The 15322-nt window shown below is 39.8% G+C and carries 15 protein-coding genes; all 15 read left to right on the plus strand.

All coding sequences use genetic code 11. The annotated features are described in order from the left end of the window. Positions 1-83: 83 nt before the first annotated feature. The 15 genes from topA to Q1B03_RS09940 all read left to right on the plus strand — a co-directional run bounded on the left by topA (position 84) and on the right by Q1B03_RS09940 (position 15313). On the plus strand, positions 84-2159 hold the full coding sequence (gene topA / locus Q1B03_RS09870; RefSeq protein ID WP_299740830.1) for a type I DNA topoisomerase: 2076 nt from the start codon (positions 84-86) through the stop codon (positions 2157-2159). Positions 2160-2401: 242 nt separating this feature from the next. Beyond that, on the plus strand, positions 2402-3700 hold the full coding sequence (gene trmFO, locus Q1B03_RS09875) for an FADH(2)-oxidizing methylenetetrahydrofolate--tRNA-(uracil(54)-C(5))-methyltransferase TrmFO (RefSeq protein WP_299740832.1): 1299 nt from the start codon (positions 2402-2404) through the stop codon (positions 3698-3700). A gap of 61 nt (positions 3701-3761) precedes the next feature. Next, positions 3762-4661 carry a tyrosine recombinase XerC gene (xerC, locus tag Q1B03_RS09880; RefSeq protein WP_299740834.1) on the plus strand — a complete coding sequence of 300 codons (900 nt, stop codon included), beginning with the start codon at positions 3762-3764 and terminating at the stop codon, positions 4659-4661. A 19-nt stretch (positions 4662-4680) separates the two neighbouring features. Beyond that, positions 4681-5223 (plus strand): ATP-dependent protease subunit HslV, encoded by a 543-nt coding sequence (gene hslV, locus Q1B03_RS09885; protein ID WP_044337408.1) that lies wholly within the window; start codon positions 4681-4683, stop codon positions 5221-5223. A 68-nt stretch (positions 5224-5291) separates the two neighbouring features. Further along, on the plus strand, positions 5292-6704 hold the full coding sequence (hslU, locus tag Q1B03_RS09890) for an HslU--HslV peptidase ATPase subunit (protein ID WP_299741291.1): 1413 nt from the start codon (positions 5292-5294) through the stop codon (positions 6702-6704). A 96-nt stretch (positions 6705-6800) separates the two neighbouring features. Continuing rightward, positions 6801-7580 (plus strand): GTP-sensing pleiotropic transcriptional regulator CodY, encoded by a 780-nt coding sequence (gene codY, locus Q1B03_RS09895; protein WP_044337406.1) that lies wholly within the window; start codon positions 6801-6803, stop codon positions 7578-7580. 763 nt (positions 7581-8343) lie between these two features. Next, complete coding sequence (gene flgB / locus Q1B03_RS09900; protein WP_299740838.1) at positions 8344-8733, plus strand: flagellar basal body rod protein FlgB; 390 nt, start codon at positions 8344-8346, stop codon at positions 8731-8733. A 2-nt stretch (positions 8734-8735) separates the two neighbouring features. After that, positions 8736-9197 (plus strand): flagellar basal body rod protein FlgC, encoded by a 462-nt coding sequence (gene flgC / locus Q1B03_RS09905; RefSeq protein ID WP_299740840.1) that lies wholly within the window; start codon positions 8736-8738, stop codon positions 9195-9197. 18 nt (positions 9198-9215) lie between these two features. Next, positions 9216-9521: a flagellar hook-basal body complex protein FliE gene (gene fliE / locus Q1B03_RS09910; RefSeq protein WP_299740843.1), complete on the plus strand. Its 306-nt coding sequence runs from the start codon at positions 9216-9218 to the stop codon at positions 9519-9521. Positions 9522-9554: 33 nt separating this feature from the next. Continuing rightward, entirely contained in the window at positions 9555-11153 is a 1599-nt protein-coding gene (gene fliF / locus Q1B03_RS09915) for a flagellar basal-body MS-ring/collar protein FliF (protein ID WP_299740845.1), read from the plus strand. A gap of 11 nt (positions 11154-11164) precedes the next feature. After that, positions 11165-12178 (plus strand): flagellar motor switch protein FliG, encoded by a 1014-nt coding sequence (gene fliG, locus Q1B03_RS09920; RefSeq protein WP_299740847.1) that lies wholly within the window; start codon positions 11165-11167, stop codon positions 12176-12178. Beyond that, a complete protein-coding gene (gene fliH, locus Q1B03_RS09925; RefSeq protein WP_299740849.1) occupies positions 12171-12947 on the plus strand; it encodes a flagellar assembly protein FliH in 777 nt (258 codons plus the stop codon). The genes fliG and fliH overlap by 8 nt, the downstream gene beginning before the upstream one ends. Further along, entirely contained in the window at positions 12944-14263 is a 1320-nt protein-coding gene (gene fliI / locus Q1B03_RS09930; protein WP_299740851.1) for a flagellar protein export ATPase FliI, read from the plus strand. The genes fliH and fliI overlap by 4 nt, the downstream gene beginning before the upstream one ends. Before the next feature lie 5 nt (positions 14264-14268). After that, positions 14269-14715 (plus strand): flagellar export protein FliJ, encoded by a 447-nt coding sequence (gene fliJ / locus Q1B03_RS09935; protein WP_299741292.1) that lies wholly within the window; start codon positions 14269-14271, stop codon positions 14713-14715. A gap of 4 nt (positions 14716-14719) precedes the next feature. Further along, on the plus strand, positions 14720-15313 hold the full coding sequence (locus Q1B03_RS09940; protein WP_299740853.1) for a MotE family protein: 594 nt from the start codon (positions 14720-14722) through the stop codon (positions 15311-15313). The last annotated feature ends 9 nt before the right edge of the window (positions 15314-15322 follow it).

The following is a 15322-nucleotide window of genomic DNA, read 5'->3' on the forward strand; positions in this document are numbered from 1 at the left end:
AAACGTTTCCGTTACGCTAGGATCTTTATCATTCCAAGGTGCTATAAACAGTGATTATTTTCCTCTTTAAGGAGGCTTATTGGATGGCAGATTATTTAGTAATAGTGGAATCGCCGGCTAAGGCGAAAACAATTGAACGTTATTTAGGAAAGAAATATAAGGTCAGGGCTTCAATGGGACACGTCAGAGACTTACCGAAGAGTCAAATGGGCGTGGATGTTAATAACGAATTTGAACCGAAGTATATAACGATACGTGGTAAAGGCCCTGTATTAAAAGAACTGAAAACCGCAGCAAAAAAAGTAAAGAAAATCTTCCTGGCGGCTGACCCCGACAGAGAAGGAGAAGCCATTGCGTGGCATTTGGCTCACAGCCTTGATATGGACACGAGTTCCGAGTGTCGTGTGGTCTTCAATGAAATCACGAAGGATGCGATTAAAGAATCTTTTAAGCATCCACGAGCAATCAATATGGATTTAGTCGATGCACAGCAAGCACGGAGAATTTTAGATCGATTAGTTGGGTATAACATCAGCCCTCTCCTTTGGAAAAAAGTTAAAAAAGGTCTAAGTGCAGGAAGAGTACAATCCGTCGCTGTACGATTAATCATTGACCGTGAAAATGAAATCAAAAGCTTTACTCCAGAAGAGTACTGGTCAATAGAAGCTGAATTCACAAAAGGGAACGATACATTCCAGGCATCGTTTTACGGAATGGACGGTAAGAAGGTTGAATTGAAGACCGAAGAAGATGTGAAAGAAGTGCTTGGTAAAGTAAAAGGGAAGTCCTTTGAAATTAACAAAGTGACAAAAAAGGAAAGAAAACGGAATCCGGCTCCGCCATTTACAACTTCTTCACTACAGCAGGAAGCAGCAAGAAAGTTAAACTTCCGTGCGAAGAAAACGATGATGCTTGCCCAGCAATTATATGAAGGAATTGAGATGGGGAAAGAAGGTACGGTTGGTTTTATTACTTATATGAGAACTGACTCGACTCGTATTTCAGAAGTGGCTCAAAAAGAAGCGAACGATTACATCGTTAATAAATATGGAAATGACTTCGTTAAGCAGACTGAGCGCAAAGAGAAAAAACAACAAAAGTCACAAGATGCCCACGAAGCCATCCGTCCAACCAGTACATTAAGGGATCCGGCTTCAGTGAAAGAATATCTTTCAAGAGATCAATACAGACTTTATAAATTGATTTGGGAACGATTTGTGGCAAGTGAAATGTCCCCGGCAATCATGGATACGATGAGCGTTGATATCGTAAATGGTTCAGTCATGTTTAGAGCAACCGGCTCTAAAGTGAAGTTCCCAGGCTTTATGAAAGTCTATGTTGAAGGATCTGATGATCAGAAAGAAGAAAAAGACAATCTTCTTCCTGCCTTGGAAGAAAACGATAAAGTGAAAAGTGAAAGTATTGATCCAAATCAGCATTTCACTCAACCACCACCAAGGTATACAGAAGCGAGGCTGGTTAAGACATTGGAAGAACTGGGTATTGGCCGCCCTTCCACGTATGCCCCGACTCTGGATACGATTCAACGAAGAGGCTATGTAACACTTGATAATAAGCGTTTCATTCCAACGGAACTGGGTGAAATCGTCTTAGAGTTAGTTAGAGAGTTCTTCCCGGAGATCATTGATGTAGAGTTTACGGCAAACATGGAGCGCAGCCTTGATGATATTGAAGACGGCAATGTGAAATGGGAAAGTATCATCGACCGTTTTTATCAGGATTTTGAAAAACACTTAGAAAAAGCGGAAAATGAGATGGAAAAAATCGAAATCCGCGATGAACCTGCCGGTGAAGACTGTGAAGAATGCGGACATCCAATGGTGTTCAAAATGGGCAGATATGGTAAATTCATGGCATGCAGTAATTTCCCCGATTGTAGAAATACAAAGCCGATCGTCAAGGAAATTGGTGTGAAATGTCCTAAATGTGAAAAAGGGAATATCATAGAGCGAAAAAGCAAGAAAAAGCGTATTTTCTACGGCTGTGATCAGTATCCTGAATGTGATTTCCTATCTTGGGATAAACCTATCGAACGGAAATGTCCGAAATGTTCAGAATTGCTCGTAGAGAAAAAGCTTAAAAAAGGTAATCAAATTCAATGTACGAATTGTGATTATAAAGAAGAACCTCAGAAATAGTGTGAGTTTCCTATTCCTCTGATCAATAAAAAGATTGATTGTTGAACAATGAACTTATACAATGTAACAAGGGACTGTCCCAACAGGTGATTTCTCTATTATCTGTTGGGTCAGCCCTTTTCTGTTTGCATTTAGTCAAAATGACAAATTCTCAATATGCTTTTGTCTTTTTTATCTTTGTGCATTGGTGTACAATACAATATGGTTAAGACGAAGGATCGATTTACAGGAGGTTTATATAGATGCCAGTAAATGTTATTGGAGCAGGGTTAGCGGGAAGTGAAGCCGCATGGCAGATTGCCAAGAGGGGAATAAAGGTAAACCTTTATGAAATGAGACCTGTACGCCAAACACCTGCCCATCATACAGATAAATTTGCAGAGCTTGTGTGCAGCAACTCACTTAGAGCAAATACATTAACCAATGCCGTTGGGGTATTAAAAGAAGAAATGCGTCAATTAGACTCGGTCATTATGTCAGCAGCTGATGCATGTTCAGTTCCGGCAGGGGGAGCGTTGGCAGTCGACCGCCATGAATTTGCAGCACATGTTACTGAGAAAGTAAAAAATCACCCGAATGTCACAGTATTCAATGAAGAAGTCACGGATCTACCTGAAGGAATTACCATTGTAGCCACAGGGCCGCTGACAAGTGAGAGTCTCTCTGAGAAAATTAGAAAAGTAACAGGTGAAGAGCATTTATATTTCTATGATGCTGCAGCTCCAATCATCGAGAAGGATTCCATTGATATGGACAAAGTGTATTTGAAATCCCGATATGACAAAGGGGAAGCGGCATATTTAAATTGCCCGATGACAGAGAGTGAGTTCAATCGTTTTTATGAAGCTCTTATTTCAGCTGAAACGGTGCCTTTGAAAGAGTTTGAAAAAGAAATCTTCTTTGAAGGCTGCATGCCGATAGAAGTGATGGCTTCCCGGGGAAAGAAAACCATGTTATTTGGCCCTTTAAAGCCAGTGGGATTAGAAGACCCTAAAACAGGTAAACGACCATATGCTGTTGTTCAGTTAAGACAAGATGATGCAGCGGGCACACTTTATAATATTGTAGGCTTCCAAACACATTTAAAGTGGGGCCCTCAAAAAGAAGTTCTCCAATTAATTCCGGGACTTGAGAATGCAGATATTGTCCGTTATGGGGTCATGCACAGAAATACCTTCATCAACTCTCCAAATGTTCTAAAAGATACCTATCAATTAAAAGAACATGAGAATCTTTTTTTTGCCGGCCAAATGACAGGTGTGGAAGGTTATGTGGAATCCGCTGCCAGCGGGTTGATTGCTGGAATCAATGCTGCGAAGATAGCCAAGGGTGAATCAGCCCTAGTATTTCCACATGAAACAGCGATTGGAAGCATGGCAAGATATATAACGACTGCCAACAAAAATAACTTCCAACCGATGAATGCTAATTTCGGTCTTTTCCCTGATTTACCCAAAAAGGTAAAAGGCAAGAAAGAGCGTAATGAACAGCATGCAACTCGGGCCTTAGAAACAATTCAGAACTTTGTGAAAAAAGTGTAAAATTCATTGCAAGGGCTGCTAGGTTGTGTTACTATTTAGTAGCCCTTGTGAGGTGTTGAAAATGAAAAATCAATTATATGAACAATTACAATCCTTTACTGAATATATACAAATAGAAAAGCATTATTCTGCTCACACTTTTGAACAATATCGTCATGATATTGAAGAGTTCTACGTATTTATGAAAGAACAAGGTTTAAGTTCATTAAAAGATGTCGAGTATTCTGATGCGAGACTTTTTTTAACCAAGCTGCATGATCATGGTTTAATGAGGTCTTCCATTTCAAGGAAGGTTTCCAGTTTAAGAAGTTTTTACCGTTATTTAAATCGGGAAAAACAGCTAACTGTTAATCCATTTTCCTTTGTGAATCTTCCTAAAAAAGAACAACGATTGCCTAACTTTTTTTACGAGGAAGAAATACAAGTATTGTTAGAAGCGTGCGGTGGAGAAACACCTTTAGACATACGCAACCGAGCCATCTTTGAACTTCTTTATGCAACAGGTATTCGCGTAAGTGAATGCACAAATATGCAACTGAAGGACGTAGATTTAGGTCTTTCTACAATTCTTGTGAAAGGTAAGGGTAACAAAGAGAGATATGTACCATTTGGCAGCTTTGCTCATGATGCTATAGAACAATACATAACACAATCACGCCCCATGTTAATGAAGAATCAAACTCATACCCATTTGTTGGTCAATCATCGTGGCGGAGCATTAACCCAAAGGGGGATACGTCTTATCTTAAATAAGATTATCGAGAAGGCTTCCTTGACCGGAAAGATTCATCCCCATATGCTAAGGCATACATTTGCTACGCATTTACTTAATAATGGTGCCGATTTAAGAACGGTTCAGGAACTTCTTGGACACTCTCAGTTATCATCAACTCAAGTATATACTCATGTATCAAAGGACCAGTTAAGAAAAACGTATTTAGCACATCATCCACGTGCTTAGAAGAGTTGGAGGTCAGGATATGGAACAATTCCACGCAACCACTATTTTTGCCGTGCAACATAGAGGCAAATGTGCGATGTCTGGTGACGGACAGGTTACATTTGGCAATACAGTTGTGATGAAGCATACAGCAAAAAAAGTACGGAAGCTTTTTAATGGTAAAGTATTGGCAGGTTTTGCCGGGTCTGTTGCAGATGCATTCACACTATCGGAAATGTTCGAAGGGAAACTCCAGGAATTTAACGGGAACCTTCCGAGAGCAGCTGTTGAGTTAGCTAAAGAGTGGAGAAGCGACAAGGTGTTAAGAAAGCTTGAAGCGATGTTGATTGTAATGGATGAAAATCACTTGCTTCTAATTTCAGGAACAGGTGAAGTGATCGAGCCGGATGATGGAATTTTAGCCATTGGATCAGGTGGAAATTATGCATTGTCTGCTGGAAGAGCATTAAAGCAATACGCAGGTGACCATTTATCAGCAAGGGAAATCGCTCAATCTTCCTTACAAATTGCTGCTGATATATGTGTATATACAAATAATCAAATTATTGTTGAAGAGCTTTAAACATGGATCATTATGTAGAAATTTTATATTCTTTCACACTATAGGGAAAGTAAGGAGTGTGCCATTTGATGAAGAGTACCGATCACTTAACTCCAAGGCAAATTGTTGAACGTCTGGATCAATATATTGTAGGACAAAAAGATGCAAAGAGAGCGGTCGCTGTTGCATTACGTAACCGTTATCGCCGTAGCCTTCTTTCTGATGTATTAAAGGATGAAGTGATTCCAAAGAACATTTTAATGATGGGACCAACAGGGGTCGGAAAGACAGAGATTGCCAGAAGAATCGCGAAGCTTGTAAGAGCTCCTTTTGTAAAAGTGGAGGCTACAAAGTTTACTGAAGTAGGCTATGTTGGACGTGATGTAGAATCAATGGTAAGAGATTTAGTCGAAACGTCTGTCCGGCTGGTGAAAGAGGAGAAGATGGTAGGAGTTCGTGAAAGAGCTGCTGAAAACGCCAATCGACGCTTAGTCGAAATGGTTGTACCATCTAAGAAAAAGTCATCCTCTTACAAAAACCCATTTGAAATGATCTTTGGTGGCAGTCAGACTCAGGGCACTTCGGAAGAAGAGGAAGAAAAGCAAGAAGAGAGTTCCCTTCAAGAGCAAAGACGAAGAATGGAAACGAGGCTACAGAATGGTGAGCTTGAAGAAGAGTTCATCACCATTGAAGTAGAAGAGCAGCAGCCTTCCATGTTCGATATGCTCCAAGGATCCGGTATGGAACAGATGGGGATGAACATGCAGGATGCCATGAGCAGCTTCATGCCAAAGAAAAAGAAAAAACGCAAATTAAAGGTGAAAGAAGCGAGAATCGTTCTTACTAATGAGGAAGCTCAAAAGCTCATTGATATGGACGAAGTGACCCAGGAGGCAATCGTGCGTGCAGAGCAATCAGGAATCATTTTTATCGATGAGATTGATAAAATTGCAAGCAAGGGCTCTGGCCAATCTTCAGCCGATGTTTCAAGAGAAGGGGTTCAGCGTGACATCCTTCCAGTTGTAGAGGGATCTACGGTTGTCACGAAGCATGGTTCCGTGAAAACAGATCACGTGCTTTTTATTGCCGCAGGTGCCTTTCACATGAGTAAACCATCTGATCTTATCCCGGAATTACAAGGTCGTTTTCCAATCAGAGTGGAACTTCAGAAGCTTTCTACAGAAGACTTTGTGCGTATACTCATTGAACCTGATAATGCGATAATCAAACAATATATTGCTTTAATGGAAACAGAAGGTATACAAATTGAATTTTCTGACGATGCTATTCGTAGATTAGCTGAAATTGCATATGACGTAAATCAGAACACCGATAATATAGGAGCGAGAAGACTTCATACGATTATGGAAAAACTTCTCGAGGACTTATCTTTTGAAGCTCCGGACATTACACTAGAAACGGTTAAAATCACACCTCAGTATGTGGATGATAAGTTAGGCGCCATATCGAAGGATAAGGATCTGAGTCAGTTTATTCTATAAGTTTTCACCTTCACTCTATTGGGTAAAGATAGATGAATTAATCACAATACTAAATTAAATAATAGATACACTTAAGTTGTAGTAGGAGGAAATGAAATGAATTTATTAGGTAAAACAAGAACCATTAATGCTATGCTGCAAAAAGCAGCTGGTAAACCAGTTAACTTTAAAGAAATGTCAGAAACACTAAGCAAGGTCATCGAAGCAAATGTATTCGTTGTAAGTCGTCGAGGTAAATTACTTGGATACGCTATCAATCAGCAAATTGAAAACGAGCGCATGAAACAAATGCTTGCTGACCGTCAATTCCCCGAGGAGTATACTCAAAACCTGTTTAATGTTCAAGAAACATCACCAAACCTGGATGTTAACAGTGAATATACTGCTTTCCCTGTTGAAAATAGAGAATTCTTCAAAAATGGGTTAACAACAATCGTTCCTATTATTGGGGGAGGAGAAAGACTGGGTACATTAATTCTCGCTCGCCTGGAAGCAAGCTTCGAAGACGATGATCTAATCTTGGCTGAATATGGTGCAACAGTAGTTGGTATGGAAATTCTTCGGGAAAAAGCTGAAGAAATTGAAGTGGAAGCTAGAAGTAAAGCAGTTGTACAAATGGCGATCAGTTCATTATCATACAGTGAGCTTGAAGCGATCGAGCATATCTTTGAAGAGCTTAATGGTAATGAAGGTCTTTTGGTGGCTTCGAAAATTGCGGATAGAGTGGGAATCACTCGTTCAGTAATCGTTAATGCCCTTCGTAAATTAGAAAGTGCCGGTGTAATTGAGTCTCGTTCCCTGGGAATGAAAGGTACTTACATTAAAGTCTTAAACAATAAGTTCTTAGTTGAATTAGATAAGCTTCGTACAAATTAATACAATGAAAAGCTGTTCCCAAATGGGGAACAGCTTTTTTATTTGGTTTCCCTTATGCTTGTCGCCTCTAAGCAAAGTCCCTCCGCTTTTGTGTCATCCAGCTCCGGGACTTAGAGGCTCGAGGTCATAAGTCAAGTCCACCAAAAAGGCAATGAGCGCCTTTCCGGTGGCCTTGGCTTATGCTTGTCGCCTCTAAGCAAAGTCCCTCCGCTTTTGTGGTACGAATGGACGGAAATATCAGATTGTTTAGTGAAAATAAGCCAAATGGACTATCGATTATTATCCGTTAGGTATTGTCATAAATGACATGAATAGTACAATAAAGTTACAACAATGTTACGACTATTTTCGACAAAATGCTTCTAAACCAGTAGAGAATGAGAATTATGAGAACTTTCACCTCTTTGCAGGTGTTATTTTCATGTGTAATAAAGGTGGATTTATATTTATGTAAGAGATTCATGAAGAAAGCAACATCTTTGAATTTTGTACATTGAAAATAATTCTATTAAAAAAGCGGAAGTGTAACATGTATGTAATAAAATTAGAAAAAACATCATTTATTTGTAAAAATATCCTTGGGAATTTAAGGGTTAAATATAGATTAAAAGTCACGAATTCTTTGATTATCGAGCTCATTCTTGAAAATTTACGGAATATTCATAGACACTAATCTTGCTAAACATTACAATAAATACTGTTGCATGCTAAATTTGTAAAAAATAGTAGTATCTTGTCAAAAAAAAGGATAGAGGTGCCTTAAGTGAAATTATTTTCCAACACTTTCACAACTCTAGAAAGAGGACTTAATTACGCCTCATTAAATCAAAAAGTAATTTCTCAAAATATCGCAAATGTCGATACGCCAAATTATAAAGCAAAAGAAGTAGAATTTAAGAAAATGTTGGATCAATCAATTCAACAACTAGATGCCAAAAGAACCGATCACCGGCATTTTTCCTTTCATTCAAGCGGTCAACATCCAACAGTTAAAACAAAAACAGCTTATCAATATAATCACAATGGTAATGGTGTAGATTTAGATCAGGAAATGTCAGAAATGGCTTCGAATCAAATCTATTTTAACGCCCTGACAGATCGGATAAATGGTAAGTTCAACAGTCTTCAAACGGTTGTAAGGGGAGGTAAATGATAATGGCTATTTTTACAAGTATGAATACAACAGCTTCTGCCTTGACTGCTCAGCGTTTAAGAATGGATGTCATTTCATCTAATATGGCGAATGTGGACACTACAAGAGGAGAAATGGTGGAAGGGGAGTGGCGGCCTTATAAGAGAAAATCTGTTGTAATGGCATCTAAGGAAAATCAATTTTCATCATTATTAAATAATGCTATGAACACTGGAGACAAACATAGTGTTGGTAGCGGGGTAAAGGTTTCCAGAATCGAAGAAGATAATGAGACACCTTTTAAAATGGTCTACAATCCAGAACATCCTGATGCGAATGTCGAGGGGTATGTACAACTACCCAATGTGGATCCTTTACGAGAAATGGTTGACCTTATATCGGCTACTCGTTCTTATGAAGCAAACGTAACCGTATTTAATGCAAATAAAGCGATGTTAATGAAATCTTTAGAAATTGGTAAGTAGGGAAGAAGGTATAATTCTATGACAATACATAATATCAATTCGATTAATCCTGGAGTTATAAGTCCGTCATTTGAAAAAAAAAATATTTCACCTTCAGAAAGTACAGGGAATTTCAGTCAATTACTAAAAAATTCCATTGAAGAAGTGAATGAAATGCAAGTTCAATCAGATCAAATGACAGAGAAGCTTGTACGGGGAGAAAATGTTGATCTTCATCAAATGATGATCGCCTCGCAAAAGGCCAGTATTACGCTCCAAACGACCATGGAAGTGCGAAACAAAGTAGTAGAAGCGTATCAGGAAATAATGAGAATGCCAATGTAGTAGGCTCATGCAGTCATGTACCGGAGGATTGTAATGAATGAATCGTTAAAGAAATATACAGAACTAATAAAGTCTTATTGGGCAAGCAGAACAAAAAAACAGAAGATTAGTATGGGTGCCACCTTCCTGATTATGGTCATTCTGATTAGTGTTGTGAGCTTCTTTGCAACAAGAACGTCTCTTGTGCCCCTTTACAGTAATCTATCACCATCAGAAACCGGAACCATAAAAGAAAATCTCGACGGTAGAGGAATACCATCGGAGATTTCCGATGGTGGATCAACCATCATGGTTCCTAAAGAACAAGTAGATACATTAAAGGTTGAGTTAGCGGCAGAAGGTATCCCTAACTCGGGCAGTATCGATTACTCTTTCTTCAGTCAAAATGCTGGATTTGGCATGACCGATAATGAATTTAATGTGTTAAAGCTGGATGCAATGCAAACGGAACTGGCTCAACTCATGAAAGGGATCGAGGGAGTACAAGATGCAAAAGTCATGATCAATCTTCCTGAGAAGCAGGTTTTCTTGAATGATGACGTTCAGCAAGCATCAGCGTCCATTGTATTAAATACTAATCCTGGTTTCACTTTTGATCAAAAGCAGATTAAGTCTCTTTACCATCTGGTTTCGAAAAGTGTTCCTGATCTTCCTACTGAGAATATCGTCATCATGAATCAATTTTTTGAGTATTTTGACTTGGAATCCCAAAATAATTCCATGGGTGGAGGGAACTTTGCTCAACAAATGGATGTTAAGAAAGAAATTGAACGTGATATACAACGTCAAGTTCAGAATATGCTCGGCACATTGATTGGATTTAACAAGGTGGTTGTATCGGTTACAACTGATATAGACTTTACCCAGGAAAACCGTGAAGAAAACATTGTAACCCCAGTGGATGAAGAAAATATGGAAGGAATTGCCGTTAGTGCCCAACGAATTACCGAAACCTTTTCAGGAGAAGGGGCAAATCCGGGAGGGACACCTGGAGCCGGGGATGGCAATGAACCAACGAATAGCGGAGATACTTATGGCTCTGGGTCTGAATCAAACGGTGATTATGAACGAATGGAAGAAACGATCAACAATGAGGTCAATCGTATCCGTAAAGAAGTGGTAGAGAGTCCATACAAAATACGGGACCTTGGGATTCAGGTAATGGTGGAGCCTCCAAATCCTGAAGAGGTAAATTCTCTTCCTCAAGATAGGGTGGATGATATCCGCGAAGTACTATCGACCATTGTACGAACGTCCATTGACAAGGATTCTACCCCTGAATTAACAGACGAGGCAATTGAAGACAAAGTAATCGTTTCGGTTCAACCGTTTAATGGAAAAGTCAACTTGGTCTCTGAAGAGAAATCTGTTCTTCCTTGGTGGACTTATGTAGTTGGAGGGATACTTCTTGTTGTCATCCTACTGTTAGTATTTTTCTTAATTCGTTCCAGAAAGAAAGAAGTGCTAGAAGAAATGGTTTACGAAGAAAAAAGGGAGCCTGTCCATATCCCTGATATTGAGCCTAAAGAAGAAACAGAAGGATCCATTCGCCGGAAACAGCTTGAAAAGATGGCTAGAGAAAAGCCGGAAGAATTTGCAAAATTATTACGTACCTGGTTAGCAGAGGATTAGGAGGGGTGAACATGGTTAGAAGAGAGAAAGAATTAACCGGAAAACAAAAAGCAGCCATCCTCCTGATCTCTCTTGGTCCTGATGTATCCGCGTCAGTGTACAAGCATTTGTCAGAAGAAGATATCGAAAAATTAACGTTAGAGATTTCCGGAGTCAAAAAGGTAGAGAATGAAGCGAAAGAGGATATTCTAGAGGAGTTTCACAATATTGCCATTGCTCAAGATTATATCTCTCAGGGCGGGATTGGCTATGCCAAAACAGTACTAGAAAAAGCACTCGGATCAGAACAAGCATTAGCTATCATCAATCGATTAACGTCATCTTTACAGGTAAAGCCTTTTGACTTTGCAAGGAGGGCAGATGCTGCTCAAATTCTCAACTTTATTCAAAACGAACACCCACAAACCATTGCATTGATTCTATCTTATCTTGAACCCCAGCAGGCAGGCCAAATTCTGTCAGAACTTCCTCAAGACGTTCAAGCGGATATTGCAAGGAGAATCGCAATTATGGATGGTACATCACCAGAAGTGATAAGTGAGGTAGAAGCTATCCTTGAAAGAAAGCTTTCTGCGACAGTTACCCAGGATTATACGCAAACGGGTGGAGTTGAAGCAGTGGTGGAAGTGCTGAATGGGGTAGATCGTTCTACAGAGAAAACAATCCTAGATGCATTGGAAATTCAAGATCCGGAATTAGCAGAAGAAATCAAGAAGAGAATGTTTGTGTTCGAAGATATTGTTACCCTTGATGGACGTTCCATACAACGTGTCATTCGGGATTGTGATAACGAAGACCTTCTCCTTGCCCTTAAAGTCTCCAGCGACGAGGTCAAGGAAGTTGTATATAGAAACATGTCTAATCGAATGGTGGAGACCCTTAAAGAAGAAATGGAATTCATGGGGCCGGTTCGTTTGCGCGATGTAGAAGAAGCACAGTCTAGGATTGTAGCTGTGATAAGGCGATTAGAGGATTCCGGTGAGATTATCATAGCCCGTGGTGGAGGAGACGATATCATTGTCTAGAATCATTAAGTCTTCCATTGCTCAAACCATTCATGAAGATGGAAAAGTGATATCCCTTAAAAGAGTTATGCCACTAGGAAAATCCAAGCAGCATGAAGCGAATGACTTTGAACTGAACAGAGCAAATCAGGTAGATCACATTATAGAAGAAGCGAAAGAAAAAGCGGCCCGAATAATCGAAGAAGCGAAAGAAATGACTCTTCATGCTCAGAGTCAAATTGAACGTGAACGAGAAAAGTGGGTGATCGAGCGGGAGCAACTCATGCAAGAAGCCTATAATGCCGGATTTCTTCAAGGTGAAGAAGAGGGCAGAAACAAAGGTTATCAAGATTATCAACAGCTTTTAATGGAAGCCAATGAAATGACCGAGCTAAATAAACAACAATATCATGACTATATTCACAATGCAGAAAAGGTCATTGTTAGTCTGGGGATTACAAGTGCTGAGAAGATTTTGAATCGGAAACTTGAGGACGAACCCGATCATTTCCTTTCAATCGTCCAACAGGGGTTGAGGGAAGTAAGAGATTTACCCCAAATTCAGATTCATGTTCATCCGTCTAAGCATAAACTTTTGGTTGAAAACAAAAACGAGCTTGAAGTCATGTTCCCCACTAATGTTCAGTGCTTTATTTATGCAAATGATGACCTTAAACCAGAGGAATGTTATATAGAAACCAATCAGGGACGTGTCATTGTGAGTGTGGATTCCCAATTAAGAGAATTAAAGCTGAAGCTTCTTCATTTTCTGGAAGGTGATGTTGAATGAAAGCCGCAGATCTAATTCACCATATCCACCGGATTCCGACTTTCAAAAAGTTTGGAAAGGTAAAGCGGGTTGTCGGGTTAATGATCGAATCTCAAGGACCTGAAAGTTCTGTTGGTGAAGTATGTCATATTCATATTTATTCCCGAGGCAAGCAGAAAGTGATTTTAGCAGAAGTGGTAGGGTTTAATGATGATTTAGTGATCCTCATGCCTTATACCAATATGCAGGATATCTCTCCCGGCAGTTTGGTTGAAGGAACCGCAAAGCCGTTAGAAATCAAAATTGGTCCATCTTTAATAGGGAAGGTGATTGATTCCCTTGGACATCCACTCGATGGAAGTAACTTGCCAAGTGGATTGAGCACAACGTATACAGAACAAGACCCTCCCAATCCTTTGGCAAGGCCGCCAATCAACGAGAAAATGGAGGTTGGTGTAAAAGCCATCGACAGCATGCTGACTGTAGGCAAAGGACAAAGGGTCGGTATATTCGCTGGAAGTGGGGTAGGAAAAAGCACATTGCTTGGGATGATTGCCCGAAATACGAAAGCGGACTTGAATGTGATTGCGTTAATCGGTGAACGGGGCAGAGAAGTCAGGGAATTCATTGAAAGAGATTTAGGAGAAGAAGGGTTAAAGCGAACGATTGTTGTGGCAGCCACTTCAGACCAACCTGCCTTAATGAGGATCAAAGGGGCATTTACGGCAACTGCCATTGCGGAATATTTTCGTGATAAAGGATTGAACGTCATGCTCATGATGGATTCCGCTACACGTGTAGCAATGGCTCAGAGGGAAATCGGGTTGGCGGTCGGGGAACCACCGACCACTAAAGGGTACACCCCTTCCGTATTCGCTATTTTACCCAAACTATTAGAAAGAACAGGAACGAATGTATTTGGAAGTATTACGGCATTTTACACCGTATTGGTAGATGGTGATGACTTAAATGAACCTATATCAGACACGGTCAGGGGAATCCTCGATGGTCATATCGTGCTTGACCGCCAAATCGCAAATAGAGGCCAATATCCTGCTATCAATATTTTAAAAAGTGTGAGCCGGTTAATGAATCATCTGGCATCAAATGAACACTTACATGCCGCCACTAGAATAAGAGAGCTATTGAGTACTTATATGAATTCCGAGGATCTTATCCAAATTGGTGCTTATAAAAAGGGTACTTCCCGTGAGGTTGATGAAGCCATCCTATACTATCCAGACATCATCTCCTTCTTGAAGCAGGATGTATACGAGAAGGTTTCCCTTCATGGAAGTGTTGATGAACTTGTAAAGCTATCGGAAAAAGGTGGATGAATCGAGTGAATTATCAATACAGGTTCGAGCGGATTTTAACATTAAAGGAAAAAGAAAAAGATGAAGTTCAAGAAATGTACAGGGGTTCCATTGAAAAATTTGAAAAAGTGGCCGAGAAGCTATATGAGTTTCTGAAGAAGAAAGAATACCTTGAACAGCACCAAGAAACCGGATTGCAAAATGGATTATCCGTACAGGATATCCGACATCATCAACAATTCATTACCAATCTCGAAAAGACCATCTCTTATTACCAGGACTTGGTGATACAAGCTAGAAATCGAATGAACTGGTACGAAGAGAAACTTGTGGACATGAATGTAGAAGTGAAGAAATACGAAAAGATGAGGGAAAAAGATCTCCATCGCTTCCTTCAAAGCAATCAACAAGTGGAAAATAAACAATTAGACGAAGTGTCGGTCGTTCAATATATGAAACGGGGAGTCAGGTGATTTCATGGCAAAGGTAATCGAAGAGGAAAAAAAAGAGCAATCAAGTCGTTTTCAAAGGGTAGTGTTTATCATCTTCATTCCTCTCTTATTTGCTATAACCTTCGCTCTTGTAATCATGACAGTAGCAGGAATAAATGTATTTGAAAAAGCTCAATCTTTAAGTTCGGATATTCCCTTTTTAGCTAAAGTCCTTCCTTCAGAGAATACACGGGATGGAGAGGAATTACATGAGCAAATGATCTCACTTCAAGCTTTAACAGAAGATCAAGAGGCGAAAATTGTTCAGCTTCAAAGTGAAGCAGAAAAAAAAGACAGTGATAATGAACAACTACAAGCAACCATTCAGCAACAAAAAGAAGAGCTTGAAGAGTTACGGCAAATTGGCGAAGAAAACAAACGTGCCTTTAAAGAGGTGGTCAATACATTTGAATCCATGTCAGCAAAGAGTGCAGCACCTGTTCTGATGAATATGAATGACGATGAGGCGATGAAGATTCTATCAAGTATCAAACCTGATACTCTAGCTGATATTTTAGAAAACATGCCTCCGGAAGATGCTGCCAAATATACGGTGCTGCTCTCGACGGAGGAAAGATAAGCTAAAGGC

This window comes from uncultured Rossellomorea sp. (assembly GCF_947488365.1).
Lineage (GTDB): Bacteria > Bacillota > Bacilli > Bacillales > Bacillaceae_B > Rossellomorea.